Origin of the sequence: Streptomyces spororaveus, assembly GCF_016755875.1 — a bacterium.
Lineage (GTDB): Bacteria > Actinomycetota > Actinomycetes > Streptomycetales > Streptomycetaceae > Streptomyces > Streptomyces spororaveus.
The window spans coordinates 194,716-220,541 of the sequence record NZ_BNED01000003.1 but is presented as its reverse complement, the minus strand read 5'-3'; the positions used below and the strand labels follow the sequence as shown (position 1 = coordinate 220,541).

The window sequence follows — 25,826 nt, the reverse complement described above, 5'->3', positions numbered from 1 at the left end:
CCTCCGGTCTCCCGTGCGAAGCGACTGACGAAGGGAACGCCCATGAAGACCCTGCTCGTGTGCACGTCGGTATCCCACGGCAACACCCGTCGTGTGGCGCAGGCGATGGCCGAGGTGCTCGATGCCCGGGTGGTCGCACCGGACGAAGTGGAGGCGTCGGATCTGGCGGGCTACGACCTCGTGGGATTCGGCTCCGGCGTCTTCGCGCAGCGGATGCACCGCGACCTGCTCGGGTTCGTCCGGACCGTGCCGCGGTCGGGGCCGTCCCCGGCGTCGACCGCGGTCCGCGCTTTCGTGTTCGCCACGAGCGGCCTGCCGGAGCCGGCGTTCGCACCGTTCACCCGTCCGCTGGTACGCCTGCTCGAAGGAAGGGGCTTCGAGGTGGCGGGCACCTTCACCTGCCGCGCGCTCGACACGTGGCTGCCGTTCCGGCTGATCGGCGGCATCAACAGGCGGCGTCCCGACGCGGACGACTTGGGCGCCGCCCGGGCCTTCGCCCGACGGCTCACGAACGACCCCGCGGCCGCAGGGGACCGGTCCAGGGGAACGGATCGGTGATCGCATTGTCAAGGCCGACCGGGGAAGGAGCGGCGAGACCCGGCGTTTTTGTCCGAGGGGCAGAAGCCTTCCCCAGAGCAGTGCCGTGCGCGGTAGCCTCCGCAAGAGGGGTGCGCTTCGGAAAAACTTTTCCGAAAGTGAGTGTCCGGAGCGCGCCGCACCCGAAATCAACCGGTATTCGCGGACTCGCGGACACCATGGACCTGCCGTCGTCCGCGCACCGCACCGCGCACTCCCTGGAGGGACACACGTGAAGGACTCGAAGGACAGGCTGGAAGCACTGCGGGCCGAGATCGAGCGCCGCAATCCCGCACAGCCCGAGTTCCACCAGGCGGTACGGGAGGTCCTTGAGACCCTGGCTCCCGTCTTCACCGCCCGGCCCGAGTACGCCGACCCGGCCGTCGCCCTGGTGGAGCGCCTCACCGAGCCCGAACGGCAGATCACCTTCCGCGTCCCGTGGCAGGACGACCGGGGCCGTGTCCAGGTCAACCGCGGCTACCGCGTCGAGTTCAACAGCGCCCTCGGCCCGTACAAGGGCGGTCTGCGCTTCCACCCGTCGGTGGACATCGGCGTGGTGAAGTTCCTCGGCTTCGAGCAGATCTTCAAGAACGCCCTGACCGGCCTCGGGATCGGCGGCGGCAAGGGCGGCAGCGACTTCGACCCGCACGGCAGGTCGGACGCCGAGGTCATGCGCTTCTGCCAGTCCTTCATGACCGAGCTGCACCGCCACATCGGCGAGCACACCGACGTGCCCGCCGGCGACATCGGCGTCGGCGGCCGCGAGATCGGCTACCTCTTCGGCCAGTACCGGCGCATCACCAACCGCTGGGAGGCCGGCGTCCTGACCGGCAAGGGACAGGGCTGGGGCGGTTCCGCGATCCGGCCGCAGGCCACCGGCTACGGCAGCGTGCTCTTCGCCGCCGAGATGCTGCACGTCCGCGGCGAATCCCTCGACGGCCTGACCGCGGTCGTCTCCGGCTCCGGAAACGTCGCCCTCTACACCGTCGAGAAGCTTCAGCAGCTCGGCGCGAACCCGCTGACCTGCTCGGACTCCCACGGCTACGTCGTCGACGACAAGGGCATCGACCTCGCACTGCTCAAGCAGATCAAGGAGGTCGAGCGCGGGCGCGTCAGCGAGTACGCGGCGCGCCGCGGATCCTCGGCGCGGTTCGTCCCGGGTGGGCGGGTCTGGGAGGTCCCCGCGGACGTGGCCTTCCCCTCCGCGACGCAGAACGAACTCGACGCGCAGGACGCCCGCACGCTCATCGGAAACGGCGTCAAGGCGGTCTCCGAAGGCGCCAACATGCCGACCACTCCGGAGGCCGTACGGATCCTGCAGGAGGCCGGGGTCGCGTTCGGGCCCGGCAAGGCCGCCAACGCGGGCGGGGTGGCGGTCAGCGCCCTGGAGATGAGCCAGAACGCCGGCCGGGTGGCCTGGAGCGCGCAGCGGGTGGAGGACGAGCTCGCCGCCATCATGCGCTCGATCCACGCGGTCGCGCACGAGACCGCGGAACGGTACGGCGCCCCGGGCGACTACGTCACCGGCGCGAACATCGCCGGCTTCGAACGGGTCGCGGACGCGATGCTGGCGCAGGGCGTCATCTGATCCCACGGTCACACCACGCTCGGCCGAGCCGGGCGGTCCCCGCTGCGCTCGTGGAAGGCGCCCCGCCGGAACCGGCGGGGCACCCGCGGGCGGCGGGTGAGGCCGATGGGCAGCCGGCACCGCGGACAGGGCGCCGTCCGGCGTGCCGGCGCCCCTGCCGCGCCGGCACGCCGGTGCAGTGCCTCGGCGTGGGGTTCGCGCGGTGTGGCGTTCGCGCTTCACGGGAGCAGGGGGCGTCCCTCCTGCGCAGCCTTGATGTGCTCGGGCCGGAGCGCCCCTTCCCCGTGCTCGGCGACGAACGCGCGCACGCGCCCGAGGGGTGAGTCGTGCGGGGGTGCCTCCTCGCTCACCGTACCGCCGAGGATCACCGCTCCGAAGGCCGCGCCTACGTCCTGCCGATCGTTCAGGTTCATGTACGGACGGTACGTCAAGGGTCTGACAGTGGACGGACCGGAGTCAGCCCACTGCGACGACCGTCACACGGCACCGCCCGCGCGGGCGGTCACCTCAGGGCGAAGAGCATGTTGGCCGAGTTGTAGTAATTGGGCAGGTGGACCAGGTCCGATCCCGGACGCGGCGGGTCGGCCTTCGGCCAGTTCCGCGGGCCCAGCAGATGGTTGGCGTAGTCGCTGTGCCAGACCTTCGGCACGAACCAGACGCGGTACCCGCCCGTTCGTGCCTCCGGCTCGAACCGCCAGAGTTGCGTCATGCGGTCCGCGCCGGTCCGGCAGGCGCGCAGGGTCACCTGTACGACATTCCCGCCGCCGGTGGTTCCGTCCAGGCAGGTGCCGGTGTCCGCGTTGCGGAGTTGGTAGGTGTTCTGAAGGGCAGGGATCCGCTGCCATCCCTGTCGGGACTTTCCGGTGCACTTCTCCAGCTGCAACGGGCCGTCGGAACCGGCGCCGCCGAGACCCACGCACAGTCCCGAGGCCAGGTTGACCAGGGCGGAGCCGGTGCCTTCCGTCGAGGGCGACACGGAGGGCGACACGGAGGGCGGCACGGCGGAGGCCGAGACGGACGTGGAGGCGGAAGGCAGTGATGTGGCCGGGGCCGTGGCGAAGGCCGCCGGGCCGATGGCGACGATCGGTGCGGTCTCCGGAAGTGGGCCCTCCGGGGCCGCGGAGGTACTGGCGGGAGCCGCCACCTGGCCGGACCTGCTGCTCTCGGAGTCGGCCGGCAGCAGGACGACCACGGTGGCCGCCGTTCCGACCACGGCTGCCGTAGCGGCCCATTTCACGGCGCCGACCTTCGATCCGACGAGCTGCGTCCCGTTCAGCGTGCCGGCGGCGAGCTGGATGCCGCCCCCGCCCAGGGCCTCCAGGAAGGAGGCAGGGTTCCACAGCAGGATGCCACCCAGCAGCAGCACGCCCAGACGGCCGTTGACATCGCGCAGGTCGCGCTCGGCCCGCGCACAGTCGTCGCACCCCTGGAGGTGGCGGTTCAGGTCCCGGGTGAGGCGCGTGCGCGGTCGGCGCAGCCGTGCGGCGATCTGCCCTCCGTAGTACTTGCACTCGTCGCTCGCGGTCTGGTCCAGGTGCGCGCGCAGGTACGCCTCCCGCAAGCCTTCCCGCGCACGCGAGACCAGTGATCCGACGCCACCCGCCGATATCCCCAGGCGTGCCGCCGTCTCGGCCGCCGGTTCGTGTTCGACGACGGAGTGCCACAGCACGGCCTGCCAGCGTTCCGGCAGGGACCGGTAGGCGCGCAGGACCAGCGACCCCTCCTCCGCGGAGAAGACGGCGTCCTCGGTGTCCTGGCCGTCCGAGAGTTGGGCGGCCCATTCCTCGAAGTCGTCGGACAGCCGTGTACGGGAGGCTTCCCGCGCCCATGTGGCCGCCAGGCGGCGCACGCAGGTCAGCAGGTACGGCCGCCAGGCGTACTCGGGCCCGGCCCCCCAGGCAATGGCACGGTAGGTACGGGCGAAGGCCTCGGCGGCGAGATCCTGGGCGGTGGACAGGTCCCGGCAGCAGGTGCGCGCGTAGGCGAGCACCGAGGGATGGTGACGGGCGAACACCTCGTCCATCACGACGCTGGCCGCCGCGTCGGACTCCGAGGTGTGCCCGCGCAGCAGGGCACACAGTTCCCCGTCGCTGAGGTCTCGGAGATGCTGCTGACGGGCACTACCCGGTGTACTCAACACGTGCTCCAGTGTGGCTTGCTGATGACCCGGGTGTTGGTTCCGGGTACATCCGTCATGAGGGTGCGACGCTGCGCCCGGCCGGAATTCGCGCAAGTGTGCACGCTTGCGGGGCCGCAAGCAAACCCGGCACCCCCGCCCAGCTGCGACTCACCGCCGGACTCTGCCCGGCCGGCACCGACGGCAGTGGCCGAATAGCATCCCGGGGACGGAAGTGCCGGCACAGTCCGCCGGGCCGAGGCCGCGACATCCGCCAAGGTCGTGCCCGCCGGCGCCCCGTGCCCGCACAGGTCCACCGGGTCGGGGTGCAGGGATCCGGATCCGCCACGCGCCCTCGGAAATCCAGTGGTCGCGATGGCTTGAGGTGAGAAGAATCCCTGGTCATGACCCTGCTGACCCACTGGCCGCTTGCGGGCCTGCGATTGACCACGCCGCGTCTGGAGCTGCGGTTGCCGAACCTGGACGATCTCGCCGCGCTGGCTTCGCTGGCCGCCGAGGGTGTACACGACCCCGCGGTGCAGCCCTTCACCGCGGCATGGACCGACGTCGAGCCCGAACAGCGTGCTCGGAGTGTCCTGCAGTACCACTGGAGCCGCTGGGGCGAGTGGCGGCCGGAGAAGTGGGAGCTGAACCTGGTGGCCGTACGCGACGGGACCGTCGTGGGTACCCAGGGCATCGGTGCCAGGGACTTCTCGGTCCGCCGTGAAGTCGGCACGGGCTCCTGGCTGGGCAGGGCCTACCAACGGCAGCGCCTGGGGACCGAGATGCGCGCGGCTGTCCTCCACCTGGCCTTCGCCGGACTCGGCGCACAGCATGCTGTCTCTGGTGCGTATGCGGACAATGCTGCCTCGCTGGCGGTTTCGCGCAAGCTCGGCTATCGCGAGGACGGCATCGAGCGTCATGTCGTACGCTCCGAGCCCGCCGTCCTGCACAGGCTCCGCCTCACGGCTGAACGGTGGCAACGACACCAACTGGTGCCCGTGAAAGTGGAAGGGCTGACGCAGTGCCTGCCATGCTTCGGCCTGGCGTGAGCGAGCAGCAGCATGGAGTCGTGAGCCAGATGGCGGGGGTTGGCGTTGTGCCGGCGCAGGCAGGCGTGCAAGGCCCGCGTCCGGCGGTGCGGTTGCGGTGGTCGGAGTGGGCGACGGCGAACAGTCCGCGCACGCGAACAGGCTCAGCCGCCACCCCCCCCAGCGGCCGCAACGTCGTGTGCGGACATCCGCCCCACGGAACGTGGTCGCCCAACGCCACGATGCCTGCGACGGGCCTGGCGCGGGGCGAGTGGGTGAGGGCGGTGTCAGGCGCCCACAGACTGCGCCGGGCTCGTGCATCGTGCACGCCGAACTCGCCTGAACGGGCGGGCCGCCACCCTTGCCCGCCGACGAGGCGGCCGGAACATGCGGCTCCGTCCTGGGCACTGTCCCGCTCGGCCGGATCCCCGCCGCCGCGGCTGGCTTTGCACGACGGATCGGGTTCCGGCACAACTCCTGTGGGCCGGCACGTGGATGGTGCGGCTCCAGGGAGCCCGGCCCCCGGAACCGGGCCGCAGCGCGGTCGGGTCTTCCTCCTCCCTGCGTGACCTGATATGAGTTGATCATGAATGCGGAAGCTCTTGACCCGATGGAACGCCGACGACCGCGGCCGGCCGTGATCCTCGGATGATCAGCCCGAGCACCCGGCGTGTGGCGCCGGTGTCGGGGTGATCGGGGCCGAGAACCCTGGTGTGAACGATGCATCCGTGGAGGACACATGTGGCGTGAAATCGTGGAGCAGTACGACGGCGTAGATGGAGCGGACCCTGCGTCCGAGCAGGACTTGCTCGACGCAGAACGCTTGCTGGGAGCAGCGTTGCCAGCCGACCTGCGAACACTGCTTCGTGAATCCAACGGTGTGATGGACGCAGACGGCACGGATATCGTCTGGAGCGCAGAGCAAATCGCCCGGACCAACCAGGAGTTCCGAACGAGGGAGGACGTGAAGCACCTGTACATGCCGTTCGATGCTCTCCTCTTCGTCGGGGACAACGGCGGTGGAGACCAATTCGCCCTTCCGATTCTGCCGGTGCGCCCCGATGTCTTCGTCTGGGACCACGAGAACGACAGCCGGACCTGGGTGGCGTCGAGTCTGGCGGAGTACCTTCGAAAGGCGCTGGCGCAACCGGGTGAGGACTGGTACCGCTGACCGACCGGTCCTCGATCCAGCAATGACAGCCAGCCTCGATGTCCGGGAAGCCGCACCGCCAAGGCGCTACGCATGCGCCTCTGTCGGATCAGGCGGCGATTGGTTTGCGGTAGCGGACGTACTCGTTCTGGCGCCGGAACCCTACGCTCTCGTAGAGGTCGTAGGACCGGTGCGGATTCGCGGTCCCGGTGTACAAACGAGCGGTCTCTGCTCCGTGTTCGCGAAGACATCGCAACCCGTCCAGCAGCAGGGCCCGCCCAAGACCCAGACGCCTCGACTCTGCCCGGACGCTCAATTCTTCTACTTCGCCCACAGTGGGGTCCTGCCGACGGATGGAGCACAGGGCGACCCCGGCCATGTCTTCCCCGTCCCAACCAGCCCGCCAGCAGGTCGGGTCGGCAGTGGCGAGGAAGCTCTCGAACGTCCACCTCTCGGTGAAGGCGGCATGCGCATACGAATCGACGACCGTCTTCCAGGCCGCGCGGTAGCTGCTCGGACCGACCGCACCGACTCGGATGCCGGCCGGCAACGCCTCTCCGTCGGGGTCGGGGAGTCGTCGGAGAGCGGCCAACTCCAGCTCTATCAGGCTGAAGACACGCCGGTATCCCGATTCGAGCAGCAGCGCCGTTGCGTCCTGTTCAGAGGCCATGGCGTTCGCGCCGAACACAGCCGTCCGTGTGGTTCCATGCTGCTGCACGAGCCGGCGGATACGGCTTTCCGCCCAGTTGAGCATGGCTGAGCCGATGCCCTGGCCGCGGTACTCGGGCAGCAGGTAGCCGCGGTGCAGGTACAACCACGTTCCGTCTCGCTCCTGCCACCACCTGATCGTCGAGTAGCCGACGACGCCACCGTCGTGCTCCACCAAGACCTGGTTCCGGGATGGGGCATCGAGGTTGGCGGAGGCTTCGGCGATCTCGGCTGCCGTCGGGATTCCTTCCACAACCGAGCGGGCGTCGATCCGGTCCCGCTGCGCGCAGCCGAGCCGCACAGCGGCCATCGCGTCATGGTCGTCGTGGCCGCGGTACGGCCGGAAGACGTAGCCAGGCAACCGTTCCCACGATGCGAGGCCGCTGCCGCTGTTCACCTCCACATCAAGACCCCCGTTACGTTGGATCACGGAAGCGTAGGCGGTGCCGATCACACGGCAGTACCCGTTTTTCGCAGCATGTCCGCCGTCCGTACGTGTCATGTCCCAGCTGGACATCGCGCGCGGGGTGGGACGCCCTGGCCGGGGCGGTGATCAGCCCGGCTGTTCGACCCGGCTCCGGCGCTGGCGGCGCTGCTGGGGCTCGGGTGGTGGGGTTGGACCGGGAAGGCTGAGTCAGGCGTAGCGGTGGCGCGGTGCGTGCGGGTCGTCCCAGCGGTCGGCGTGGGCGAGACCGAGCAGGCGTACGGCGTGCCGGAGTTCGGCGGGTGCGCCGGTGGCGCGGAGACGGGCGGGGGCCTCGCACACGAGCCAGGCGGTCAGTTGAGTCCGGACGTCTTCCACTTCCTCTTGCGACCAGACGAACCACGACCGCCACGGGAGTGCGTCCTCCAGGAGGTCCCACTCCCACCGGTCGACCGTGTCGGTGAGGTGCCGGTCGGCGACCGGGTGGCGCAGGTTCCCCCAGACCGCCAGCCAGGGGCCGATGTCGGCGGAGGCCTCGGCGCACAGCGGGAGGAGTTCGTGCACGGGGACGGCGGGGTCCGGGGAGAGGAGGGCGTGGGCCCATGAGGCGTGCAGGAACTCGCGTACGGCCGCGCTCTGCGGCGCTGGCCACTGCTGCCATGCCGCGCGGTGGAACGAGATGCCGACGTTGTCGATGTCGTACGCGTGGGCGCCGAGGCCCCCGGTCAGTTCGCGGGCGAACTGCGGCAGGACGCGGCGCAGCACGGCGCCGTGGTCGGCCCAGTCGGGTGCGCTCCAGGTGCGGTGCAGGGGAGCTTCAGCAGAGCAAGCTCCTCCGGGCTGCCCCAGTGGCACTCGCACTGGACCTCGTCGGCCCGCGCGGTCATCCCGCGGAAGGTAACGGCCAGCCGTTCCACTGCCCGGTCGAGCCGTACGCGGTCGGCCGGGGCGGGTCCATGGCCGGGGTCGGGTGTGGGTTCGCGTTCAGTCATGGTCGCTGGTGCCTCACGGGGACTCCGGGCGGCCGCTCGCGCTCGAAGAGCGCGACTCTACCCGTACGCGGATCAGGCCGTGACGCGGGGGACCGTACGTCCGTCGCTGCTCCGCGTGCGATCCATGACCAGGACCCGGCGGCATGGATGCCGGCTCCGGCGGTGCACTGCCGGTACGTCGGTGGGAGGAGGGCGACCAAGCACCGGTGGGGTGGGGTCTGGCGGTGGACCAATCCGAACAGCCGCAGTCGGTCCGGCCCCCAGGCCTTCTACCGGCGGCTCGGAGAGGAGACCAACGGCACCTTCCGGGCCCGCCTGGAGAGGGTTCTGGTCGACCGCCGGGGCCACGCGATGGCTTTCCACGCCGCCCAGGCGACTGCGGCATCGAGATCCACGAGAGCCTCTTCTCCACCATCGTCGGCGGCAAGATCACAGACATCGACCAGTGCACCCAGGACATCGACGAGAGCGACGTCTTCTGGAGCTGAGCACCGGACGCGCGGGGCCCGGGGCGGCACGTCGCCCCGGGCCCCACGCACGTATCATCGGCCCCTCCATCCGCGCCTGGAAGTTCTCCTCCAAACGCCACCGCGTGTACACGAGGTACTGCGAGAAGCCTCCTGCATCCGTCGGTTCAGCCGGTGATCCGGACCGACTGAGGGCCGCCGATATGGGCCCGTCCCTCGCCGGGGCCGATCGTGGTGACGCGGGTCGCGCAGGCCGTGCCGAGGTAGATGGTCATCCGCCTGTCCGTCTCGTTGACGATCAGATCTGCCCGGACCTGGAGGGCGAGACAGACGTTGTCCGGTGGGTTGACGATCCGGAACTCGGCTTGGTTGACGTCGAAGTACCGGATCGATCCTGTGGCGGCCTGCGCGTTCGTGGCCACACCTGTGGCGAGCACGGCCGCTGCGCCGACGGTGAGGCCGATCCTGACGAAGCGTGAGAGCGCGTGGCGGATATGCATAGAGGCATCCGTTCCTCATGGGTGATGTTCGGGCGATTCCACGTTCACACGTCAGTTCTCATCTCGACACCCCATTCACTCGGACGCGGCAAGGGAAAACGTTCAGGCATTCGCCCATTGGGGCGGGGAGTATCAATCCCGGTCCGAGAGATGCCCTTCATTCCTCGAAATCCCTGCCGTTCTTCGTCACGCAGAGAGAAACGCCTACGGGCATGCGGACCCGGCGGGCAGGTAGCCATGGCCGCGGCGGCCGGTGACTCCCCGAACTCCTCGATATCGATCATGAGGCGGGCTGCTGCCGTCGGGTTCCGTTCCCCGGCGGCGGCGGTCTCAGCGCCGGCGCCGGGGGTTTTGCCGGACAGCCCGGGGTATCCGGCTGGGGAGGGGCCGGGGCGACGGGTGTCCGGGTGAGCGGCTCGGATCGAGGAGAATTTCGACGCATCGATAGCCTGCATCCATGATGCGCGCTTGGATCCTGCCGATGCTGCTTGTGCTCAGCGGCTCAGCCGTCGCGACTGGGCAGATCTTCAAGGGGAGCCCCGGCACGGCAGCGGCACTCCTGCCGGCGTTCCTGGCGCTCGCCGCTGTGAACTCACCCCTGATCTTCCCGAGGTCGGTTGGTGCGCAGGAGGCACAACGCCGCAGCACGGTCGACGGCCGACCGGTCGTCTTCTGGCGGCCGGGCTGCAAGTACTGCATACGACTGCGCATCCGGCTGGGTCGCAGCGCCAGCCAATTGCATTGGGTCGACATCTGGCGCGACCCGGCAGGAGCCGCAGCGGTGAGAGCGGCCAACGACGGCAACGAGACCGTGCCGACCGTCGTCGTGGCGGGCCGGCCACACATCAACCCCGATCCCGCATGGGTGCGCGAACAGCTCTCCCCCTCCACGCGGTCAGGAACCGCGCCTTGAGGAGAGGCACCCGCAGCAATACGTACTGAGTCGATTGCCGCCCGATGTCACAGGCCGAAGGCGCCGCCCTCGATGAGGATGAGCAGGCCGATGGCGATCAGGACCACCGGGAGCAGGATGTGGCCCCAGCGGGCGAGGGCCTTGGCGATGACGGGTCGGGTGGCGAAGAACTTGCCCGCGAAGCACCACACGGCCACCAGCACGAGGAACACCGCGGCGTACACGCTCATCCCGCCGGCTCCGGCGGTGGCGAAGACGGGCACGTAGACGCCGATGTTGTCGCCGCCGTTGGCGAAGGTGACCGCGGCGACCTCCAGCGGGCTCGGCCCGCCCTCCTTCGCCTGTTCCTCCGCCTCGCCCCCGGCCCCGTCGCGGCGGTCCTTCCACGCCTGCCAGGCCGCCTTGAGGCCTAGGGCGAGCGGCAGCAGACCGAGATAGGGGATGCCGGACTCGGGCAGGAAGGTGGCGCCGAACGCCGCGGCCACCGCCACGGCGAGGATCGCGGCGAAGCCCAGGTACTGGCCCAGCACGATCCGGCGGGTGGACCCGGGGTGGCCGGCGCCCTGGGCGAAGAACAGCGCCAGGATCAGGATGTCGTCGATGTTCGTGACGGCGAACAGCCCAGCTGCCTGCCCGATGATGCCCAGATCCACGAGTAGCTGCTCTCCTACGAAGCGAGTATCCCGGTGACGCTACCGGGAGCCCGTACCGGTGGGATCGCGGGCCTAGGTTCTGTCTCTTTGGTCAGCGTCGGGTCCAGATGAGGATGCCGGCGAGGTGGAGTGCGGCCTGGTAGGCGATGGCGAGCTTGTCGGTTCGTGTGGCCAGGCCGCGCCACTGCTTGAGCCGGTTGATGCAGCGTTCGACCGTGTTCCGCTGCTTGTAGACCTCTCGGTCAAAGCCAGGCGGGCGGCCGCCTCGGTGGCCTCGCCGCAGGCGGTGGCCGATCTGGTCGGACGGCTGCGGGATGACCGCGCGGATGCCCCGGCGTCGCAGGTGGCTGCGGATGGCTCGGGAGGAGTAGGCCCGGTCGGCCAGAACGACGAAGGGGCGGGTCCGCGGCCTGCCCGTGCCTGTGCGGGGCACCCGGATGCGGGCCGTCACCGTCTCGAAGGCGGGTGCGTCACCGGCCTGGCCTGCGGTGACGGTGAATGCCAGCGGCCGTGCCCCACCGTCCGCGGCCAGGTGAACCTTGGTGCTCAGCCCGCCGCGTGAGCGTCCGAGCGCGTGATCGGAGGGCTCGCCGGAGCGGGCCGCCCCCTTTTGCGTGCGCCGGCCGCGTGCTGGTGGGCCCGGACGACCGTGGAGTCCACTGACACGGTCCAGTCGATGTCGTCGTCGGCGTCCGCCGCTGCCAGGACGGAGGCGAGGATTTTCTCCCAGGTGCCGTCGACGGCCCATCTGAGCAGTCGTTTGTGAGCGGTCTGGAACGACCCGAGCTCGTCGGGCAGGTCCCGCCAGGGCGAGCTCGTGCGGTACTTCCAAGCGATGGCCTCAAGGGTGCGGCGGTGGTCGGCCCACCGCCGGCCGCGGACCGGATCGGCCGGCATCAGCGGCTCGATCCGGCCCCACATCGCATCAGTGATCACTAATCGGACAGACACATCCGATCAACTGACCAACCCATCAAAGAGACACGCTCTAGGGCCCGCTGCCGTCCCCTCTCGTGAACATCGAACACGGGCAGACTGCAGCGCAGCCCTGCCAGATGGGGCTTTCCACCGCCGCGAAGGCCGTCGTCGGGCGCGCAAGCACGCTGCTTGGACACCGTCCCCCTACCCGTCGACGTCCTGGCACCGCTGGTCGCCGAATCGGGGTTGGTCACCAACAGCCGCCGGGAGCCACGGGCCCACGCCCGCGACCCCCGGCCGCGTGTTGCGCGACCGGAACTACTTCTTGTTCGTCGTCTTGTCCGCCAGGTCCTCCTGGAAGGGCTTTTCGCACGCGGGCCCGGTGTCGACGAAGACAAAGCTGTCCTCATCAGTCCCATCCGCCCAGCCCTCGGGGCGGTGGCTCGCGATGAGACGCCAGCCGCTCTTGTCCAGCACCTTGACGACCGACTGCCGCTCCTCGTTGCTCCCGCCCTCCTTCCAGCCCCCGTTGCCCAGCGCGGCGAGCGTGGCGTCGTAGGACTTCCTCGAGTCGGCGGCTTTCGCACCGTCCGACTGCCACCTGACCGTGCAGGACTTGAGGACCGGCGGGACATCGTCCCGGGGCTTCTCGGTGAACCCGGCCGCCGTGGCGGCGGCCACTATCTCCTTCTTCACCACCGCGATGTCCAGGCTGCCTCCGGATCCCGCCTTCGCCGAGGCCGAGCCTCCGGTTGACGGTGCGTCACCGCTGTGCCCCTGAGCCGAATCTCCTTCACTGCTGCACCCCGCGATCAACAGCACCGCACCGGCGGCCGCGGCCGCCCACCTGATGTTGCGCACGACGATGCCCCCCTTCACGTCCGCGGACCAGTGCCCGCGATCAAGGCAGCAGTCTGCCACCGCCGCACGCCGACACGAACTGCTTCCGCCTACCGCCGGGATGGCAGCGCGGCGAGGCCCGTCAGGGCTGGGGGTGGAGGCTCCTGTGTGGCTGGGGGCTCGGCCAGGGCCACGCGGTCCTCGGCCTTGAGACGTACCCCTGGGCTGCCACACAGTCCCGGCCCAGGGGCGATCCCTCGGACTCGCAATCCCGGAATTCCCAGCGCCCCTACTCGGTGTCGGCCCGCTTTATAGGCCAGCAGGCGAGGGTGCTGCTGCGAGGAAACGAGCTTCTGGTCTTCGAACGGCGCAAGATCGTCGCCCGTCACCCGCGGCTGACCAGAGCGAAGACGACCGCAACGATCTCGATCACTACCTGGAGAGCATGCCGGTCGAGTCCGGGGCCCTGGCCGGATCGACCGCACTGGCCGCCGCTCGCACGGAAGGCACCCACCCCCCGTCCACGAGACGGTCTGCGCGGCAGCCCGCGCCGCCCGCGACCTGGCCGCGGTAAGGGTAGGACGAGACTCGGCGGTTACTGGAGGACCTTTCCCTCCGGAGGAATCCGGTCGCGCTCTGGCTGCGGAGGCGACAGGATGCGGCCATGGCTGACGATCTCTTGCTCGTTCGCGCCCGGGAGCTGTGGGTGGAGTTGGCGGACACGCCAGTCGAGTTCTGTCCCTCAGGAGGGGCGATGGTCGTGGTCGCGCCCAGGTCGCGGTTGTCTCCGCCGTCGTGGACGGGGATCGTACGGATCGGTGACGCGGCCATCGTCACTGCGCCGAGCGGGTGGTCTGCCGGGATGGTGGTCGACGCCGCACGGAAGTTGACCCACGAAGAGCTCGTTGACATCGCTCGTCTGCGTGCGGTGCTGCCTGTTCTCGATGCGCTTGGGCCGGCTTCGCTCTTCTATCTCGGCCGGGACGGCTTTCTTCCTGCGCATGAAGGCACCGGCGTAGAGGAGTTGCCGATCGGCGATGGCGGCGTGGCCGCGCTACTGGCCCTGGCTGGGGAGGAGGAGGTCGGCGAGAGCGGCCTGGAGGACATCTCCTCTCCCGCGTTCTGTCTTCGGCGGGGCGACGAGGTGGTAGCCGCGGCTGGGTACCGGTCCTGGCCGCGGTCGGTAGCCCACCTGAGCGTGTTGGTTGCCCCGCACTGTCGGGGCCGACGTCTGGCCCGGGCCGTGGCGTCCGCAGCAGTGGCCCATGCCCTCGATGCCAGGTTGCTGCCGCAGTGGAGAGCACGGCTCCATCCCTCACGGCGTGTGGCTGTAGCTCTGGGGTTCCGGGAACTGGGTGCGCAGCTCAGCATTCGGCTTGGGGGCGTTCCCGTCGACCAGGGCCGGTAAAGCCAGAGCCTCTTCGAAAGTCGTGTCGTTTGGCAGGTCAGCATCTTCCGCGGTCTGGATCTGGTACGGGACGGCACGCGCGCGGGGACTGGCCCCTGAGGGAGCTGGACACGTCGGCCCCCACCCAGACCTTCAGCTGTGACTACACGGCGCATCACTGGGGCGAGAGCTGGTCCCGTCGGTGGTTCATCACCCGTGCCGACTGGAATCCTTCCGACGGCTTGAGTCGGCCGGATCTGGAGCCGAATCCGTTCCTGGTCGAGGTGCACGGTTCGCCCCAGGAACAGGGATCCATACGAGCCGGCCGTCGACCGACCGGGGCAGCCAGCGACCTCACCGCCTTCGTGCTGAATGTGTGTGTTCCTGGGGCGGAGCACCTGTTCAGGCGAAGGCCGTTTCCCCGTACGGCGATACCGAACCGTGCGATCAAGTGCGACGCAGCGTTCGAGGAACGGTTTCTACCGGCGGCGCAGAGATCCGGGCCCGCAACGAGTGGACCAGTCACCGGCCGGCGACAGACGCACTCCACTGGCCTGCACGACGACGAAGCCGCCGTCTTCGAAAGCGACTCGATCACCGGCGGCCAGGAAGAGCGGGCTCGCCAACTCGAAGGCGTACCCGTCGTCAGTCTCAAGGTCCTGCACCAGCACCAACCGCGAGGTCGGCGTGGCTCCGTCAGCTACCAGGCGCATCCCCAGAGGATCCCACGCAGCCTGAGATCACCTCGACCTCATTCAGTGGCTGACCCACGGCCCAGACGTTGAGGACCAAGCCAAGGGGTGGCCCGTGGCTGCGGGAGCGTGAGGACCCGCCTCGGATCAGCGGACATCAGAGGAAGAGAAGTTCGACGTCCGTCGTGACACACAGCCGCAGAACGACCGTCAGCTGTTCGGCAGCATCGATGTGTGTCCGAGAGACGCCGACCTCATTCCGCCACTGGCCGGCGATCACCCCGAGCCGGGGGAGGAGCGCAGCGCATTCGGTGGGCGAGAGCTCGCCTCCACCGTCATCGGGGCGATCGAGGAGTGGTTCGTGGGAGGTGGAGACATCTCTGACGGTCGTCCTCGCCTCAGGGATCGCCGGAAGCGCGCCCGCCACCCGATCGCGGGCGCAGGCCCGTTGGTGGTGAGGGGTGAGGATCGCAGCGGTCGAGGAGGCGTCCGTAGTCGGTCCGGCCGCGCGGCGGGCCCTGCCGTGACGCCGGAGAAGCCACCGCAACTCGTCTCAGCCCCGGAAGTGTTACGGCGTTCGGCGCGGCACGAACGAACGACTCCGGCGACGTTCTGGTCCGGGCTGTGCGCCCCGACTCCAGTCCCCGGAGAGGTGGCGAGCGCCCACTCCACCGCCGCCTAGGCACGGTCTGCGCCGACCTTCACCGGCAGGCCGCGGGGTGCCGGTCAGTCGGAGCCCGAGGTCGCGGCAGGCTTCGCCACCGACAGCGGCTCGGCGATGTCCTCCAGCGAACGCCGCTCCGCCTTGACCGCCAGGAACGCCGCCACCAGACCCGCGGCGCACATCAGCGCCGCGCCGATCCGGAAAGCCAGCGCAGTGTCGCCCACCACGCCCGACTCGGTCAGCTCGGCGAAGATCAGCGGGCCGCTGATACCGCCCGCCGCGGTGCCCAGGGCGTAGAAGAACGCGATAGCCATCGCCCGGGTCTCCATGGGGAACACCTCCGAGACGGTCAGGTACGCGCTGGAGGCACCCGCCGACGCGAAGAACAGCACCACGCACCAGCAGACGGTCATCGTCGTGGCCGTCAGCGAGCCCCGGTCGAACAGCCACGCCGTCACGAACAGGAGCGCACCCGAGAGCAGATACGTCGAGGAGATCATGATCCGGCGTCCGACCGTGTCGAACAGCTTCCCGAGCAGCAGGGGGCCGAGGAAGTTGCCCGCGGCGATGACCGCGAAGTAGTAACCCGTGTGGCCCGTCGGCACGTCGAAGAACGTCGTGAGGATCGTGCCGAACCCGAAGGTGATGGCGTTGTACAGGAACGCCTGCCCGATGAACAGCGACAGCCCGAGGAACGCACGGCGCGGGTAGCGGCCGAAGACCGTCCTGGCGATCAGGCCGAAGCCGATGCTCTTGCGCTGCTGGATGGTGATCTCGCCGGCCGGCGGCGGCAGCCGCTCGCCCTTCTCCTCCTCGATCCGCCGCTCCACGGACGACACCAGCTCCTCGGCGTCCTGCTCCTGGCCGTGGATGAACTGCCAGCGTGGACTCTCCGGAACGTGCCGGCGCACGAGCAGGATGACCAGCCCGAGGACGACCCCCAGGGCGAAGCTCAGCCGCCAGCCGAGGTTCTGCGGAAAGATGGCGGTGTCCAGCATCACCACGGACAGCAGGGCGCCGCCGATCGCGCCGAGCCAGTAGCTGCCGTTGATGATGAGGTCGACCCGCCCCCGGTAGAGGGAGGGGATCAGCTCGTCGATCGCCGAGTTGATGGCGGCGTACTCGCCGCCGATACCGAAGCCGGTGAGGAACCGGAAGAGGAAGAACCACCAGGACTCGAACGACAGCGCGGTCATGGCGGTCGCGCCCAGATAGACGACGAGCGTCACCATGAACAGCTTCTTACGGCCGTAGCGGTCGGTCAGCCAGCCGAAGAACAGTGCCCCCGAGCAGGCTCCCGCCACGTAGAGGGCGGCGGCGATCCCGGTGACCTGGGCGGCGGTGATGTCGAGGCCACTGCCCTCCTCGGCGAGACGTCCGGCGACGTTGCCGACGATGGTGACTTCGAGCCCGTCGAGGATCCAGACGGTGCCGAGGCCGATCACGATCATCCAGTGCCACCGGGACCACGGCAGACGGTCGAGACGGGCCGGTACGGATGTGGTGACCGTGCGCATGGTGGCCGGCGCGGAGCCCTCCGGCGGCGAGGCGGATGCCATGGTTCACTGTTCCCTCCTACTCGATTCCCCCGCACAGCCGGGTTCCCGGGAACGGTCCGGACATGCTTGCGGCCTCGCGGCCCGGCGTCGGACGGCCCCAGCTTGCGCGCAGCCCCCGTACCCACCGGCCGCGACACACGGAAACGGCAGGTCGGCCGGTGCTCGCGGAGTGGTCGGAGGCCTGCCCGGCTGTTTGAACGGCACAAACCGCTGATCGCCCGGCGTGACGGACCCAACAGCCCCTGTGGAAAGGCGCGGATCCGGAGCCCGTAGGCGAGGCCCGAACCGCACCGTGGCCGATCGGACGCCCGCCGTGCCGGGTGGGTGCGTTCAGACGGCCGTCGGCTGGGCACACGGTGTCTGCACGACCTACGCCACCCCGTTCGGTTCAGGAGACGCCATGACCCTCACGCAAGAGCCCGCCGAGTCGAGCGTGCAGCCCCCTCGGACGCTGCCCGCGCCGACCGCCGAGGCCCGGGTGGCCCGGCTCCGGCGGCGCCTGGAGCGCCTGATCGGGATCGCGGCGACCGAGGGCAACGCCCTCACCCCCTTGCGCAACGGGGACGAGATATTCGCCGCGATGCTCGCCGGCATCCGCAGAGCCCGGCACACCGTGGACATGATGACGTTCGTGTACTGGAAGGGCGACATCGCCCGTGACTTCGCGCGGGCCCTCGCCGAGCGGGCCCGCGCCGGAGTACGGGTCCGGCTGCTGCTCGACGGCTTCGGCAGCCGCCTGATCGAGCGGGAACTGCTGGATGCCATGGAGGAGGCCGACGTGGAGGTGGCCTGGTTCCGCAAGCCCCTCTACCTCTCCCCGCTCAAGCAGAACCACCGCTGCCACCGCAAGGTGCTCGTCGTCGACGAGGAGATCGCGTTCACCGGCGGTGTCGGCATCGCCGAGGAGTGGTGCGGCAACGCACGCAACGCACACGAATGGCGCGACACCCACGTCGAGGTCCGGGGGCCCGCCGTCGACGGGATCGCCGCCGCGTTCGCGCAGAACTGGGCCGAGTGCCACGACAAACTGTTCGACGAGCGCGATCGGTTCGTCGACCACCGCCCGCAGGGCGACGCGATCGTGCAGGTGGTACGCGGTTCGGCCAGCTTCGGCTGGCAGGACATGCAGACGCTGGTACGGGTCATGCTGGAGTCCGCCGAGGAGCGCTTCCGCCTGGCGACCGCCTACTTCTCGCCGGACGAGTACTTCGTCGAGCTGCTGTGCGAGACGGCCCGGCGCGGGGTCGAGGTGGAGATCCTGCTCCCGGGCCCCCACACCGACAAGCGGGTCTGCCGGCTCGCCGGTCAGCACCACTACGAGGCCCTCGTCGCCTGCGGGGTGAAGATCTACCAGTACCAGCCGACGATGATGCACGCCAAGGTCATCACCGTCGACCGTGTCGCCGCCCTGGTCGGATCGACCAACTTCAACCGCCGCTCCCTCGACCACGACGAAGAGGTGATGCTCGCCGTTCTCGACGAGGGGTTCACCGGTGTCCTCGACGGACACTTCGACGAGGACATCGCGGCGAGCGAACTGATCCAGGAGGGTCGCTGGCGCAGGCGCCCCGCCCTCCAGCGGGCCCGGGAGCTGGCGGTGCAGCCGATACGCCGCTTCCTGTGACGGTCCCGCACCGGCCGCGGCCGCCGTCAGCGGCCGCCCTCAGCGGGAGCCGGGCAGGGCGGAGGCGACGGCCCTGGCGCGATCGGCTGTACGCGCCAAGGCCGCCTTCACGGGGCGGCGTACGGCATGCACCGGGTGCCGCTGGTCCAGTGCGTGCCGTACGCGGTGGGCGAGGGAGGGCTTGCCGTGGGTGTCCGCGGCTGCGATGAGGAGCCCTCCCACAGCGGACAGGTCGGCCAGGAACCGGGCGCGCTGCCGCGCACGTTCCTCCGGGTCCTCCACCGTCCAGAAGGCGTGCGCGGCGAGGGACGTCGGCACCAGCGTGGCAGCCAGTGTGAGCGCGGCCACGCGCGGCACCCGCCCCGTCGCGAGCAGCAGCGCCGCCGCGGCCTGGACGGCGCCGGTGATGCGTACCACGTGGAGCGGATCCCCGGCGAGGGACGGGACGCGCTCCCCGACGGCCCGGACCAGGGGCTGGGCGGCCTCCGCGACGGCCTCGGGGCGGCGCAGGGTCTGGAGCCCGCCGGAGACGAACGGGGCGGCGAGCAGGGGACGGGCGAGCTTTCGCAGGGCAGCCATGTCCCGCTGTTGCCCCGCGGCGGCCCGTCCATCCGTCCAGCCGTCCCTCCGGCCTTCGTCAGGACTCGCCGTCGACCCCTGTGACCGCCGGAGCTCCGAGAGGCGCGTCCTTCTCCGGCAGCCCCAGCTCCGCGAGCGTGCCGGCCAGCAGGCGCACGGCGTCCTCCTCGGCCGTGGCCCGGTCCGGGGCCTCGACCTCCAGACGGACGGAGAAGGTGCCGCCCTCGTAGACGGTGAGCAGTTCCACGTCCTCGGTCTCGCTCAGTGCGGTGTGGTGCGAGGCCAGCCTCCTGGCGAGCTCGGAGCGTGCCGCATCGTCGACGTCCCTCAGGAACGTACCGGGCACGGTGATGACGTAGGTGGTCACTTGCTGCCTCCTGTCGGCTGGCAATCGCTGAGTTGTGTGCATGCCCCGGCGTCGTGTTGCAAACCCCCACAAGCCCGGCAGAACAGGCTATCGGAGGCGGGTCGTGGCGATCCGGCGGCCGAGCATGCGACTCGCCTACCCCCGCCTACGGGTGTTGAACAGCGGACCGGATCCGGCCCGAGTGAGGAACATCCGGCGAACGATGGCCCCCGTCACTGCATAGAGCCACCGGTACCGGCCAGGAGCGTGGGTGAGCACAAGGACGAATGGATGGAGGAACGACGATGAACTGGCGCCACGAGGCCGCCTGCAGGTGGGAAGACCCCGATCTCTTCTTCCCGGTGGGCACCGGCGGCCCGGCCCTCCTCCAGATCGAGGAAGCCAAAGCGGTGTGCCACCGGTGCCCGGTGAGGGAGAACTGCCTGCAGTGGGCCCTCGATGGAGGTCAGGATCTCGGTGTGTGCGGCGGTATGAGCGAGGACGAACGCCGGACCGTCAAGCGGCGGGCGGCCCGGGCCCGCGCCCGGTCGGCGGACTGATCCGCGCCCGGAAGGTAACGGAACGGCGTGGGCCCTGCGGCCGTCAGCGTCTGCGGCCCCACCCGCGGGCCGGGCGCGTGCCGCCTATGCCCGCAACGTGCAGCGCGAGCGCGGCGAGACCGATCAGCATGAGGTTGGTCGAGCTCAGGACGTCGTTGGTGGCGATGTCGGCGGCGTCGATGAGGAACGCGATGAAGAACAGGACTGCGGCGGCGATGGCCAGCATGGCCGGGCTCCTTTCGGTCGGTGCCGTCCGTGTACCCCCTCCGGGCCCGGCCATGAGCGCGGGGAGCACCGCCACCCGGCGGATCCGTCCCGTGAGCCCCTCCCGGCACCACCGGCCCGCAAGCCCTGCCGGCCCGCACGTGTGACGGCGGGCCGACGGGGAAGGCGAGGGGCGTACCAAGATCCACCGTGACGAGGAGACCGACCATGAACGGACAGCAGCAGGCGGCCCCGCACACCGTCCCCGGTGTGGACCGCCAGGACGCACGACAGGTCACGGAGATCCTGCAGGCGCGACTGCACGCGCTGAACGATCTGGCCCTGACCCTCAAGCACGTGCACTGGAACGTCGTCGGCCCGCACTTCATCGCCGTCCACGAGATGCTCGATCCGCAGGTGGAGGCGGTCCGCGAGATGACGGACACCACCGCCGAACGCATCGCGACGCTCGGCGGCGTGCCGGTCGGCACACCGGCCGCCATCGTCGCCGCCCGGACCTGGGACGACTACGACGTGGGCCGCGCGGACGCCGTCGCCCACCTGGGCGCCCTGGACCTGGTCTACAGCGGCGTGATCGAGGACCACCGGCGAGCGATGAAGGCGACCGGCGAACTCGACCCGGTCACCCAGGACATGCTCATCGGCCAGCTGGCCGGGCTGGAACAGTTCCAGTGGTTCCTGCGCGCACACCTGGAATCCGGCGGAGGCCGCCTGAGCACGGCGGGCGCCCACACCCTTCAGGAGGCGGCCGACCGGGCGTCGCGAGGAACCGGCCCCGCCTGAACCACGCACAGCCCGACACGTCGACGGCCGGTCACCTCCCGCAGGTGACCGGCCGCTTCCGTGCCCCGGACCCCGGGGCACCCACCACAGGGACGACGGCTCCCCGTCTGACGGTCACGCAAAACACCAGGCGGGAGCGGGTTTCCCGAGCGTTTCCCGTTTCCCGTCGCGATGGGCGACCCGTGCCTCCTCGACACACCGCGGTGGCACGGGACAGGCTCGGAGTGCCCGGCGGAACGGCCGGTCCGTGCCCCGTACGACGGGCACACCGCGCGAACGACACGACGAGTACGACGACCCGCGGGCGACCGCGACGGGGACGGGGGAACGGACATGGGGATGCGGAGAACAGCGATGGCGGCGGTCGCGGTGCTGAGCCTCCTGGCCACATGGGAAGGCACCGGCGGCGCCACCGCCACCGCCGCCCCTGCGGCCACGGCATCGCAGGCGGCAGGAGCGTGCGGCGTCCAGGCCCCCGGAGCCTCCGCCGCGGCCGAAGCCGCCGTACGGGCCGCGTGCGAACAGATCGGCGTCTGGTACACCTGGGGCGGCGGCCACGGGCCGCAGCCGGGGCCGACGTACGGGCAGGTCGACCCGAGCGACCCGGACAGCGCCCACGACCCGGAACGGCTGGGCTTCGACTGCTCCGGACTGGTCCGGTACGCCTACGCCCGCGCGCTCGGCGGCGACCCTCTGCCCGGCAACGCCCACCACCAGTTCCATTCCCCGCACACGAACGAGCGCTTCACGGCGGCCCAGGGGACCGGTCCACTGCTCCCCGGGGACCTGCTGGCGTGGGGATCGGCGGGCTCCGTCCACCACATCGCGATCTACCTCGGCGCGGGCAAGATGGTCGAGGCCCGGGAGTCGGGCACCCGGATCACCGTCAGCGACGTACGGCTGGGCGGGGACTACGCGGGAGCCGCCCGCATCGCGCCGGCGACGACGCCCGGCACGTTCAGCACCTGGGGCGCCGACGTGTGGACCCACGAAGAACCGTCCACCGGCAGCCCGCGGGTACACCGCTTCCCCGGCCCGACCAGCGTGCGCGTCGAATGCCAGAAGCACGCCGAGACGGTGACGGCGGACGGCTACACCAACGACGCCTGGTCCTACCTGCCCGAGTACGGATCGTGGATCACCAACATCTACATCAAGGGCGCCGCCTGGCTGGACGGCGTACCCACCTGCCCCTGAGCACCGTCCGCACCACCGATCACGCACACCCCGCACATCCACCACACGGCTCCTGAGGGAGCCCTTCCGAGGAGGAATCATGTACGCAGGCAGGAAGATCGCCCTGGGGATCGCCACCGTCGCACTGGCGGCCGGCGCGGCCACCGTGACCGGGCCCGCCCAGGCCACGCCGGCCACCGGGAAGAGCGCGGCCGCCGAGTGCGGCGTGCGCGCCGACGGCAAGCTGTGGTGCGGCAACCGGGTCGGTGCCAAGGGCTATGAGCACCGCCGCTACAACTCCGCGGTGCGCGGCCCGCTGAACACGAGCCCCAGCTGGTTCCAGTGCTGGGGCCGCGGCGACCAGCACGCCGGCGGCAACAACGTCTGGTACTGGACCCAGCTGGACAACGGCCAGTGGGGCAACGTCGCGGCCGTGGACGTCCACACCTCCGTCGACCCCGCGCCGGGCCTGCGCGAGTGCTGACACCCTGATGTCCGGAGCCCCTGGGACCGTTCGGTACGGCACCGCAAACGCGGGCGGGGGTACGGCACGCGGAAGGGGCCGACGGCTGCAGCCGTCGGCCCCTCGTTCACCGGCAGGGATCAGCAGGTCCCGGCGGGCCGTTCCCGGACCACCAGGTCGGTGGAGCCGGTGGTCGCGTCCAGCCAGGTGACCTGACGGCCCGCCCCGGCCGCCGGGTAGCTCTGCTCACCCCGGTTGCAGGAGACCCGCTCGCGGCGGGAGCCGTCGGTGGTCAGCTGCCACAGCTTGGGCAGCGACTCGTTGCGGTAGCGCGTGTCGGGCGTCTGCGCGACCAGGGTCAGCGCGTCCTGCGAGACCGTCAGGTCGGAGGCGATGAAGGCACCCGGCTTGTGCTCGCTGCTGACGATGAAGGTGCCGCGGCCGTCCAGGCCGGAGCTGATGACCGACATCAGACCGCCGTCGCTCTCGTCGGTGTCCGCCAGCCAGAACACGTTCTTGCCGTTGATCCCGGTCTGGCCCAGGCCCGTCGGCTCGTCGAGCTGCTCGGTCATGACCGCCTTGCCGGTGGAGAGGTCGACGACCTCCACGCCCAGCCGGTAGGTACCGTTCTGCGGGTACAGCTTCGCGTAGGCGATCCTGCCCTCACTGATGGACGGCAGGGCGGTCAGGGTGTTCCACTTCCGCCCGTCGGTGAAGACCGGGGCCTTGTCGGTCGGCCGCATGTAACCGACGTGCCGGCCGCCGAGGATGTCGTACTCCTCGAACACGACCGTGTTCTTCTCCACCCGCAGACCCGCGACGCCCGTCATCGAGCTGTACAGGGTCTTGATCGGACCGCCCGCCACGGGACGGGAGAGGACGTCGACCGAGGTCGGGCCGTACGCCGTCCACACCACGGTCTTGCCGTCGGTCGCCGGGGCGGTGTGGTAGCGGCCGTCGTTGGGGCTGACCACCTTCGGGGCGCCCTTGCCGTCCAGCCGGCCCGCGTACACCGAGTAGGGCTCGGAGCCGTCGTCGTTCGACTTCGACGCCGTCCACCAGCCGCCGCCCGCACCCACGCCGGAATCGGTGGTGTTCAGCTTGCCGAACAGGGTGTCGGTGTCGATGCCGAGGGCCTGCTCCCAGTCCGGGACGATGCCGTGGGCGTTGAACGACCGCTTGACCGTGTTCTGCTGGGCGGAGGTCGCGCCCAGCGCCTTGGCCGCCGCGAGCACCGCGCCCCGGGCCTCGGTGAACCCGTCGAGCGGCGTCATGTACTCACTGACGGCCTTGTACACGATCTTGTCGGCCAGGGCACCGCCCAGGTCCTCGCGCATGTCCCACAGCGCGCCGGAGAAGATCGTCGAGTTCAGGTGCACGCCGCCGTTGTCGGTGGCGAACGACACGCCCAGGAAGCTCTTCGAGGTGGTGGCCCCGTCGTTGAGGTCGCGCAGGGCACAGTCGGCGGCGGCCTTCGTGCGGCACAGGTTCTCACCGATGAGGCCCGCGGCCGGATCGCTCATCGGCGTCCCGCTCGCGGTGACGTCGATGGCGTTGCCGAAGTAGTCCGCCAGCGCTTCGTTCAGGGCCCCGGACTGGCCCGCGTAGACCAGGTTCGCCGTGTGCTCGATGACCCCGTGGGTCATCTCGTGGCCGACGACGTCGGTGTCGGCCGACATCGGCTTGTACTCGTCGTCACCGATGCCGTAGACCATCTTGGTGCCGTCCCAGAACGCGTTGGCGTAGGGCAGGCCGTAGTACGTCACACCGACCAGGGAGTTGACGGCCCCGCCGTTCCCGTCGAGGCTCTCGCGTCCGAGGTTCTTCTTGTAGAAGTCGTAGACCTGGCCCGCGTTCCAGTGGGCGTCCACGGCCCCCGAATCCGTCGCCGCGGCGCCGAAAGAGGTGTTCGGGGAGGAGAACATGCTGATGCCGGCGGGCCACGTGCCCGAGGTCTCCGACACCGACTTGCCCCGGGCGTCCCACGTGGCCAGCAGACTCTTGCTGGTGGCGCGCATCCGGCCCGCGTCGGCGAGGAGGTACTGGCCGGCCGCCGGGTCGTAGGCGATGTCCAGCGAGGCCGCGGCGCCGCTCAGCCGGGCGCCGGACCCCGTCTCGGGGACCAGGTTCGCGGGAACGGCGGGCGGGCCGGCCGCGCCCGGACCCTCACCGGCCTCACCGGCCGTCCGGGCGGCCGCGGGAGCCGCCATCGTCTTCAACGCGCTGTACTGGAGCGCCGGATAGCCCGAGCGGGCGTCCACGTACACCTCGTCCACGACCGGCGCCCCGGTGCCCGGCGCGGTGCCCCGTACGGTCACCCGGTAGGCGAGGACACCGCCGCCCTTGGGCAGGACCACGAGCCCCTTGGCGTCACCGGTCATGCCGGTGGCCGCCGGATCACCGGACTCCGAGCGCGGCGCCTGGCTCTTGTTCAGGGCCGCTCCCAGCCGGCGGGCCGTGGCGGCCACCGCACGCCGGACTGCGACCTCCTCGCTGACCTGGGGGGTGACATCGGTGCTCAGGGCGGTGAAGTAGTGCCCCGAGGTACCGGTGACCACGCGCTTGCCGTCCTGCTTCTGCATCCGCACGACGTACTGGCCGCCCAGGACGTCGACTCCGCGGTGCTTCTGCTGCAGCCGGACCGTCTCGTCCTTGGCCCCGGTGGCCGTCGCCGCCAGGGGAACGAGGTCGCTGCCCGCCCGGGGGATCTTGTAGCGGCTCTTGTTCGCGGCGAGGTGCTGGCGCGCCGCGTCGGCCGGGGCGGCCTTGGCGTCCACGGGCTCCCGGATGCCCTCGACGAGCACCGGGGTCGCTGTGTCCTGGCCGGGAACGGCGTTCGAGGGGCCGCCCGCGGCCCACGCCGGCGACGCCTGCAAGGTCATTGCGGCGGCC

At 70.4% G+C, this 25,826-nt stretch carries 25 protein-coding genes and 1 pseudogene; 13 read left to right on the top strand and 13 right to left on the bottom strand.

Annotation, left to right across the window (positions count from 1 at the left end; all coding sequences use genetic code 11):
• Positions 1–42: 42 nt before the first annotated feature.
• Together Sspor_RS02140 and gdhA are read left to right on the top strand one after the other, a co-directional pair.
• Positions 43–558, top strand: coding sequence for a flavodoxin family protein (locus Sspor_RS02140; RefSeq protein ID WP_202197455.1), 516 nt, complete (start codon positions 43–45; stop codon positions 556–558).
• 250 nt (positions 559–808) lie between these two features.
• Positions 809–2,164: an NADP-specific glutamate dehydrogenase gene (gene gdhA, locus Sspor_RS02135; protein ID WP_202197454.1), complete on the top strand. Its 1,356-nt coding sequence runs from the start codon at positions 809–811 to the stop codon at positions 2,162–2,164.
• A gap of 218 nt (positions 2,165–2,382) precedes the next feature.
• On the opposite strand, the gene Sspor_RS02130 is transcribed toward gdhA, so the two are convergent.
• Entirely contained in the window at positions 2,383–2,577 is a 195-nt protein-coding gene (locus Sspor_RS02130; RefSeq protein WP_202197453.1) for a hypothetical protein, read from the bottom strand.
• Between the two features lie 89 nt (positions 2,578–2,666).
• Positions 2,667–4,304, bottom strand: a complete 1,638-nt coding sequence (locus tag Sspor_RS02125; RefSeq protein ID WP_202197452.1) for a sigma-70 family RNA polymerase sigma factor — start codon at positions 4,302–4,304, stop codon at positions 2,667–2,669.
• 380 nt (positions 4,305–4,684) lie between these two features.
• Between Sspor_RS02125 and Sspor_RS02120 the strand changes: the two genes are divergently transcribed.
• Both Sspor_RS02120 and Sspor_RS02115 read left to right on the top strand, forming a co-directional pair.
• Positions 4,685–5,332 carry a GNAT family N-acetyltransferase gene (locus tag Sspor_RS02120; RefSeq protein ID WP_202197451.1) on the top strand — a complete coding sequence of 216 codons (648 nt, stop codon included), beginning with the start codon at positions 4,685–4,687 and terminating at the stop codon, positions 5,330–5,332.
• 718 nt (positions 5,333–6,050) lie between these two features.
• A complete protein-coding gene (locus tag Sspor_RS02115; protein WP_202197450.1) occupies positions 6,051–6,482 on the top strand; it encodes an SMI1/KNR4 family protein in 432 nt (143 codons plus the stop codon).
• Positions 6,483–6,570: 88 nt separating this feature from the next.
• Here the strand turns inward: Sspor_RS02115 and Sspor_RS02110 are convergent, their stop codons facing one another.
• From Sspor_RS02110 to Sspor_RS02100, 3 genes are all read right to left on the bottom strand, one after another.
• Positions 6,571–7,572 (bottom strand): GNAT family N-acetyltransferase, encoded by a 1,002-nt coding sequence (locus tag Sspor_RS02110; protein WP_237403622.1) that lies wholly within the window; start codon positions 7,570–7,572, stop codon positions 6,571–6,573.
• A 231-nt stretch (positions 7,573–7,803) separates the two neighbouring features.
• The gene (locus tag Sspor_RS02105; RefSeq protein ID WP_308445512.1) at positions 7,804–8,358 is read right to left on the bottom strand and encodes a hypothetical protein; all 555 of its coding nucleotides are present in this window, start codon (positions 8,356–8,358) and stop codon (positions 7,804–7,806) included.
• A gap of 861 nt (positions 8,359–9,219) precedes the next feature.
• Positions 9,220–9,552, bottom strand: coding sequence for a hypothetical protein (locus tag Sspor_RS02100; protein WP_202197449.1), 333 nt, complete (start codon positions 9,550–9,552; stop codon positions 9,220–9,222).
• Between the two features lie 457 nt (positions 9,553–10,009).
• Here Sspor_RS02100 and Sspor_RS02095 point away from each other — a divergent pair, with 457 nt between their 5' ends.
• Positions 10,010–10,465: a glutaredoxin domain-containing protein gene (locus tag Sspor_RS02095; protein WP_202197448.1), complete on the top strand. Its 456-nt coding sequence runs from the start codon at positions 10,010–10,012 to the stop codon at positions 10,463–10,465.
• A 47-nt stretch (positions 10,466–10,512) separates the two neighbouring features.
• On the opposite strand, the gene Sspor_RS02090 is transcribed toward Sspor_RS02095, so the two are convergent.
• The 3 genes from Sspor_RS02090 to Sspor_RS02080 form a co-directional block, all read right to left on the bottom strand.
• The gene (locus tag Sspor_RS02090; protein WP_202197447.1) at positions 10,513–11,118 is read right to left on the bottom strand and encodes a cadmium resistance transporter; all 606 of its coding nucleotides are present in this window, start codon (positions 11,116–11,118) and stop codon (positions 10,513–10,515) included.
• 91 nt (positions 11,119–11,209) lie between these two features.
• A protein-coding gene (locus tag Sspor_RS02085) for an IS5 family transposase (RefSeq protein WP_372499549.1) occupies positions 11,210–12,039 on the bottom strand; the annotation gives its coding sequence in 2 pieces (ribosomal slippage) (positions 11,210–11,698 and positions 11,701–12,039; 828 coding nt in all).
• A 315-nt stretch (positions 12,040–12,354) separates the two neighbouring features.
• Positions 12,355–12,897: a hypothetical protein gene (locus Sspor_RS02080; RefSeq protein ID WP_202197446.1), complete on the bottom strand. Its 543-nt coding sequence runs from the start codon at positions 12,895–12,897 to the stop codon at positions 12,355–12,357.
• 53 nt (positions 12,898–12,950) lie between these two features.
• On the opposite strand from Sspor_RS02080, the pseudogene Sspor_RS41460 reads away from it, so the two are divergent.
• The 3 genes and pseudogenes from Sspor_RS41460 to Sspor_RS41455 all read left to right on the top strand — a co-directional run.
• A pseudogene (locus Sspor_RS41460) lies at positions 12,951–13,280 on the top strand (Mu transposase domain-containing protein); the annotation flags it as partial.
• Between the two features lie 260 nt (positions 13,281–13,540).
• The gene (locus Sspor_RS02075; protein ID WP_202197445.1) at positions 13,541–14,284 is read left to right on the top strand and encodes a GNAT family N-acetyltransferase; all 744 of its coding nucleotides are present in this window, start codon (positions 13,541–13,543) and stop codon (positions 14,282–14,284) included.
• Complete coding sequence (locus Sspor_RS41455) at positions 14,170–15,048, top strand: lytic polysaccharide monooxygenase (RefSeq protein ID WP_202197444.1); 879 nt, start codon at positions 14,170–14,172, stop codon at positions 15,046–15,048. Before Sspor_RS02075 ends, Sspor_RS41455 begins: the two co-directional genes overlap by 115 nt.
• Positions 15,049–15,681: 633 nt before the next feature.
• On the opposite strand, the gene Sspor_RS02065 is transcribed toward Sspor_RS41455, so the two are convergent.
• Positions 15,682–17,178, bottom strand: coding sequence for an MFS transporter (locus Sspor_RS02065; RefSeq protein WP_202197443.1), 1,497 nt, complete (start codon positions 17,176–17,178; stop codon positions 15,682–15,684).
• A gap of 400 nt (positions 17,179–17,578) precedes the next feature.
• Here Sspor_RS02065 and Sspor_RS02060 point away from each other — a divergent pair, with 400 nt between their 5' ends.
• The gene (locus Sspor_RS02060) at positions 17,579–18,802 is read left to right on the top strand and encodes a phospholipase D-like domain-containing protein (RefSeq protein ID WP_202197442.1); all 1,224 of its coding nucleotides are present in this window, start codon (positions 17,579–17,581) and stop codon (positions 18,800–18,802) included.
• 39 nt (positions 18,803–18,841) lie between these two features.
• Here Sspor_RS02060 and Sspor_RS02055 read toward each other — a convergent pair whose 3' ends face one another.
• A complete protein-coding gene (locus Sspor_RS02055) occupies positions 18,842–19,381 on the bottom strand; it encodes a DoxX family protein (RefSeq protein WP_202197441.1) in 540 nt (179 codons plus the stop codon).
• 58 nt (positions 19,382–19,439) lie between these two features.
• The gene (locus Sspor_RS02050; protein ID WP_202197440.1) at positions 19,440–19,748 is read right to left on the bottom strand and encodes a hypothetical protein; all 309 of its coding nucleotides are present in this window, start codon (positions 19,746–19,748) and stop codon (positions 19,440–19,442) included.
• Positions 19,749–20,032: 284 nt separating this feature from the next.
• Between Sspor_RS02050 and Sspor_RS02045 the strand changes: the two genes are divergently transcribed.
• Complete coding sequence (locus Sspor_RS02045; protein ID WP_202197439.1) at positions 20,033–20,287, top strand: WhiB family transcriptional regulator; 255 nt, start codon at positions 20,033–20,035, stop codon at positions 20,285–20,287.
• A 43-nt stretch (positions 20,288–20,330) separates the two neighbouring features.
• Here Sspor_RS02045 and Sspor_RS02040 read toward each other — a convergent pair whose 3' ends face one another.
• Positions 20,331–20,513, bottom strand: coding sequence for a hypothetical protein (locus Sspor_RS02040; protein ID WP_202197438.1), 183 nt, complete (start codon positions 20,511–20,513; stop codon positions 20,331–20,333).
• A 206-nt stretch (positions 20,514–20,719) separates the two neighbouring features.
• Here Sspor_RS02040 and Sspor_RS02035 point away from each other — a divergent pair, with 206 nt between their 5' ends.
• The 3 genes from Sspor_RS02035 (at position 20,720) to Sspor_RS02025 (ending at position 22,955) form a co-directional block, all read left to right on the top strand.
• Entirely contained in the window at positions 20,720–21,295 is a 576-nt protein-coding gene (locus Sspor_RS02035) for a Dps family protein (RefSeq protein ID WP_202197437.1), read from the top strand.
• Between the two features lie 339 nt (positions 21,296–21,634).
• Positions 21,635–22,492 carry a C40 family peptidase gene (locus Sspor_RS02030; RefSeq protein WP_202197436.1) on the top strand — a complete coding sequence of 286 codons (858 nt, stop codon included), beginning with the start codon at positions 21,635–21,637 and terminating at the stop codon, positions 22,490–22,492.
• A 79-nt stretch (positions 22,493–22,571) separates the two neighbouring features.
• Positions 22,572–22,955 (top strand): hypothetical protein, encoded by a 384-nt coding sequence (locus Sspor_RS02025; RefSeq protein WP_202197435.1) that lies wholly within the window; start codon positions 22,572–22,574, stop codon positions 22,953–22,955.
• A 119-nt stretch (positions 22,956–23,074) separates the two neighbouring features.
• On the opposite strand, the gene Sspor_RS02020 is transcribed toward Sspor_RS02025, so the two are convergent.
• Entirely contained in the window at positions 23,075–25,816 is a 2,742-nt protein-coding gene (locus Sspor_RS02020; protein ID WP_202197434.1) for a M4 family metallopeptidase, read from the bottom strand.
• Positions 25,817–25,826: the final 10 nt, after the last annotated feature.

Excerpts from the sequence above, each read along its gene's own strand:
- Sspor_RS02140 (WP_202197455.1), top strand. The coding sequence starts at position 43 with ATGAAGACCCTGCTCGTGTGCACGTCGGTATCCCACGGCAACACCCGT.
- Sspor_RS02130 (WP_202197453.1), bottom strand. The coding sequence starts at position 2,577 with ATGAACCTGAACGATCGGCAGGACGTAGGCGCGGCCTTCGGAGCGGTG.
- Sspor_RS02120 (WP_202197451.1), top strand. The coding sequence starts at position 4,685 with ATGACCCTGCTGACCCACTGGCCGCTTGCGGGCCTGCGATTGACCACG.
- Sspor_RS02115 (WP_202197450.1), top strand. The coding sequence starts at position 6,051 with ATGTGGCGTGAAATCGTGGAGCAGTACGACGGCGTAGATGGAGCGGAC.
- Sspor_RS02100 (WP_202197449.1), bottom strand. The coding sequence starts at position 9,552 with ATGCATATCCGCCACGCGCTCTCACGCTTCGTCAGGATCGGCCTCACC.
- Sspor_RS02095 (WP_202197448.1), top strand. The coding sequence starts at position 10,010 with ATGATGCGCGCTTGGATCCTGCCGATGCTGCTTGTGCTCAGCGGCTCA.
- Sspor_RS02075 (WP_202197445.1), top strand. The coding sequence starts at position 13,541 with ATGGCTGACGATCTCTTGCTCGTTCGCGCCCGGGAGCTGTGGGTGGAG.
- Sspor_RS02065 (WP_202197443.1), bottom strand. The coding sequence starts at position 17,178 with ATGGCATCCGCCTCGCCGCCGGAGGGCTCCGCGCCGGCCACCATGCGC.
- Sspor_RS02060 (WP_202197442.1), top strand. The coding sequence starts at position 17,579 with ATGACCCTCACGCAAGAGCCCGCCGAGTCGAGCGTGCAGCCCCCTCGG.
- Sspor_RS02055 (WP_202197441.1), bottom strand. The coding sequence starts at position 19,381 with ATGGCTGCCCTGCGAAAGCTCGCCCGTCCCCTGCTCGCCGCCCCGTTC.
- Sspor_RS02045 (WP_202197439.1), top strand. The coding sequence starts at position 20,033 with ATGAACTGGCGCCACGAGGCCGCCTGCAGGTGGGAAGACCCCGATCTC.
- Sspor_RS02040 (WP_202197438.1), bottom strand. The coding sequence starts at position 20,513 with ATGCTGGCCATCGCCGCCGCAGTCCTGTTCTTCATCGCGTTCCTCATC.
- Sspor_RS02035 (WP_202197437.1), top strand. The coding sequence starts at position 20,720 with ATGAACGGACAGCAGCAGGCGGCCCCGCACACCGTCCCCGGTGTGGAC.
- Sspor_RS02030 (WP_202197436.1), top strand. The coding sequence starts at position 21,635 with ATGCGGAGAACAGCGATGGCGGCGGTCGCGGTGCTGAGCCTCCTGGCC.
- Sspor_RS02025 (WP_202197435.1), top strand. The coding sequence starts at position 22,572 with ATGTACGCAGGCAGGAAGATCGCCCTGGGGATCGCCACCGTCGCACTG.
- Sspor_RS02020 (WP_202197434.1), bottom strand. The coding sequence starts at position 25,816 with ATGACCTTGCAGGCGTCGCCGGCGTGGGCCGCGGGCGGCCCCTCGAAC.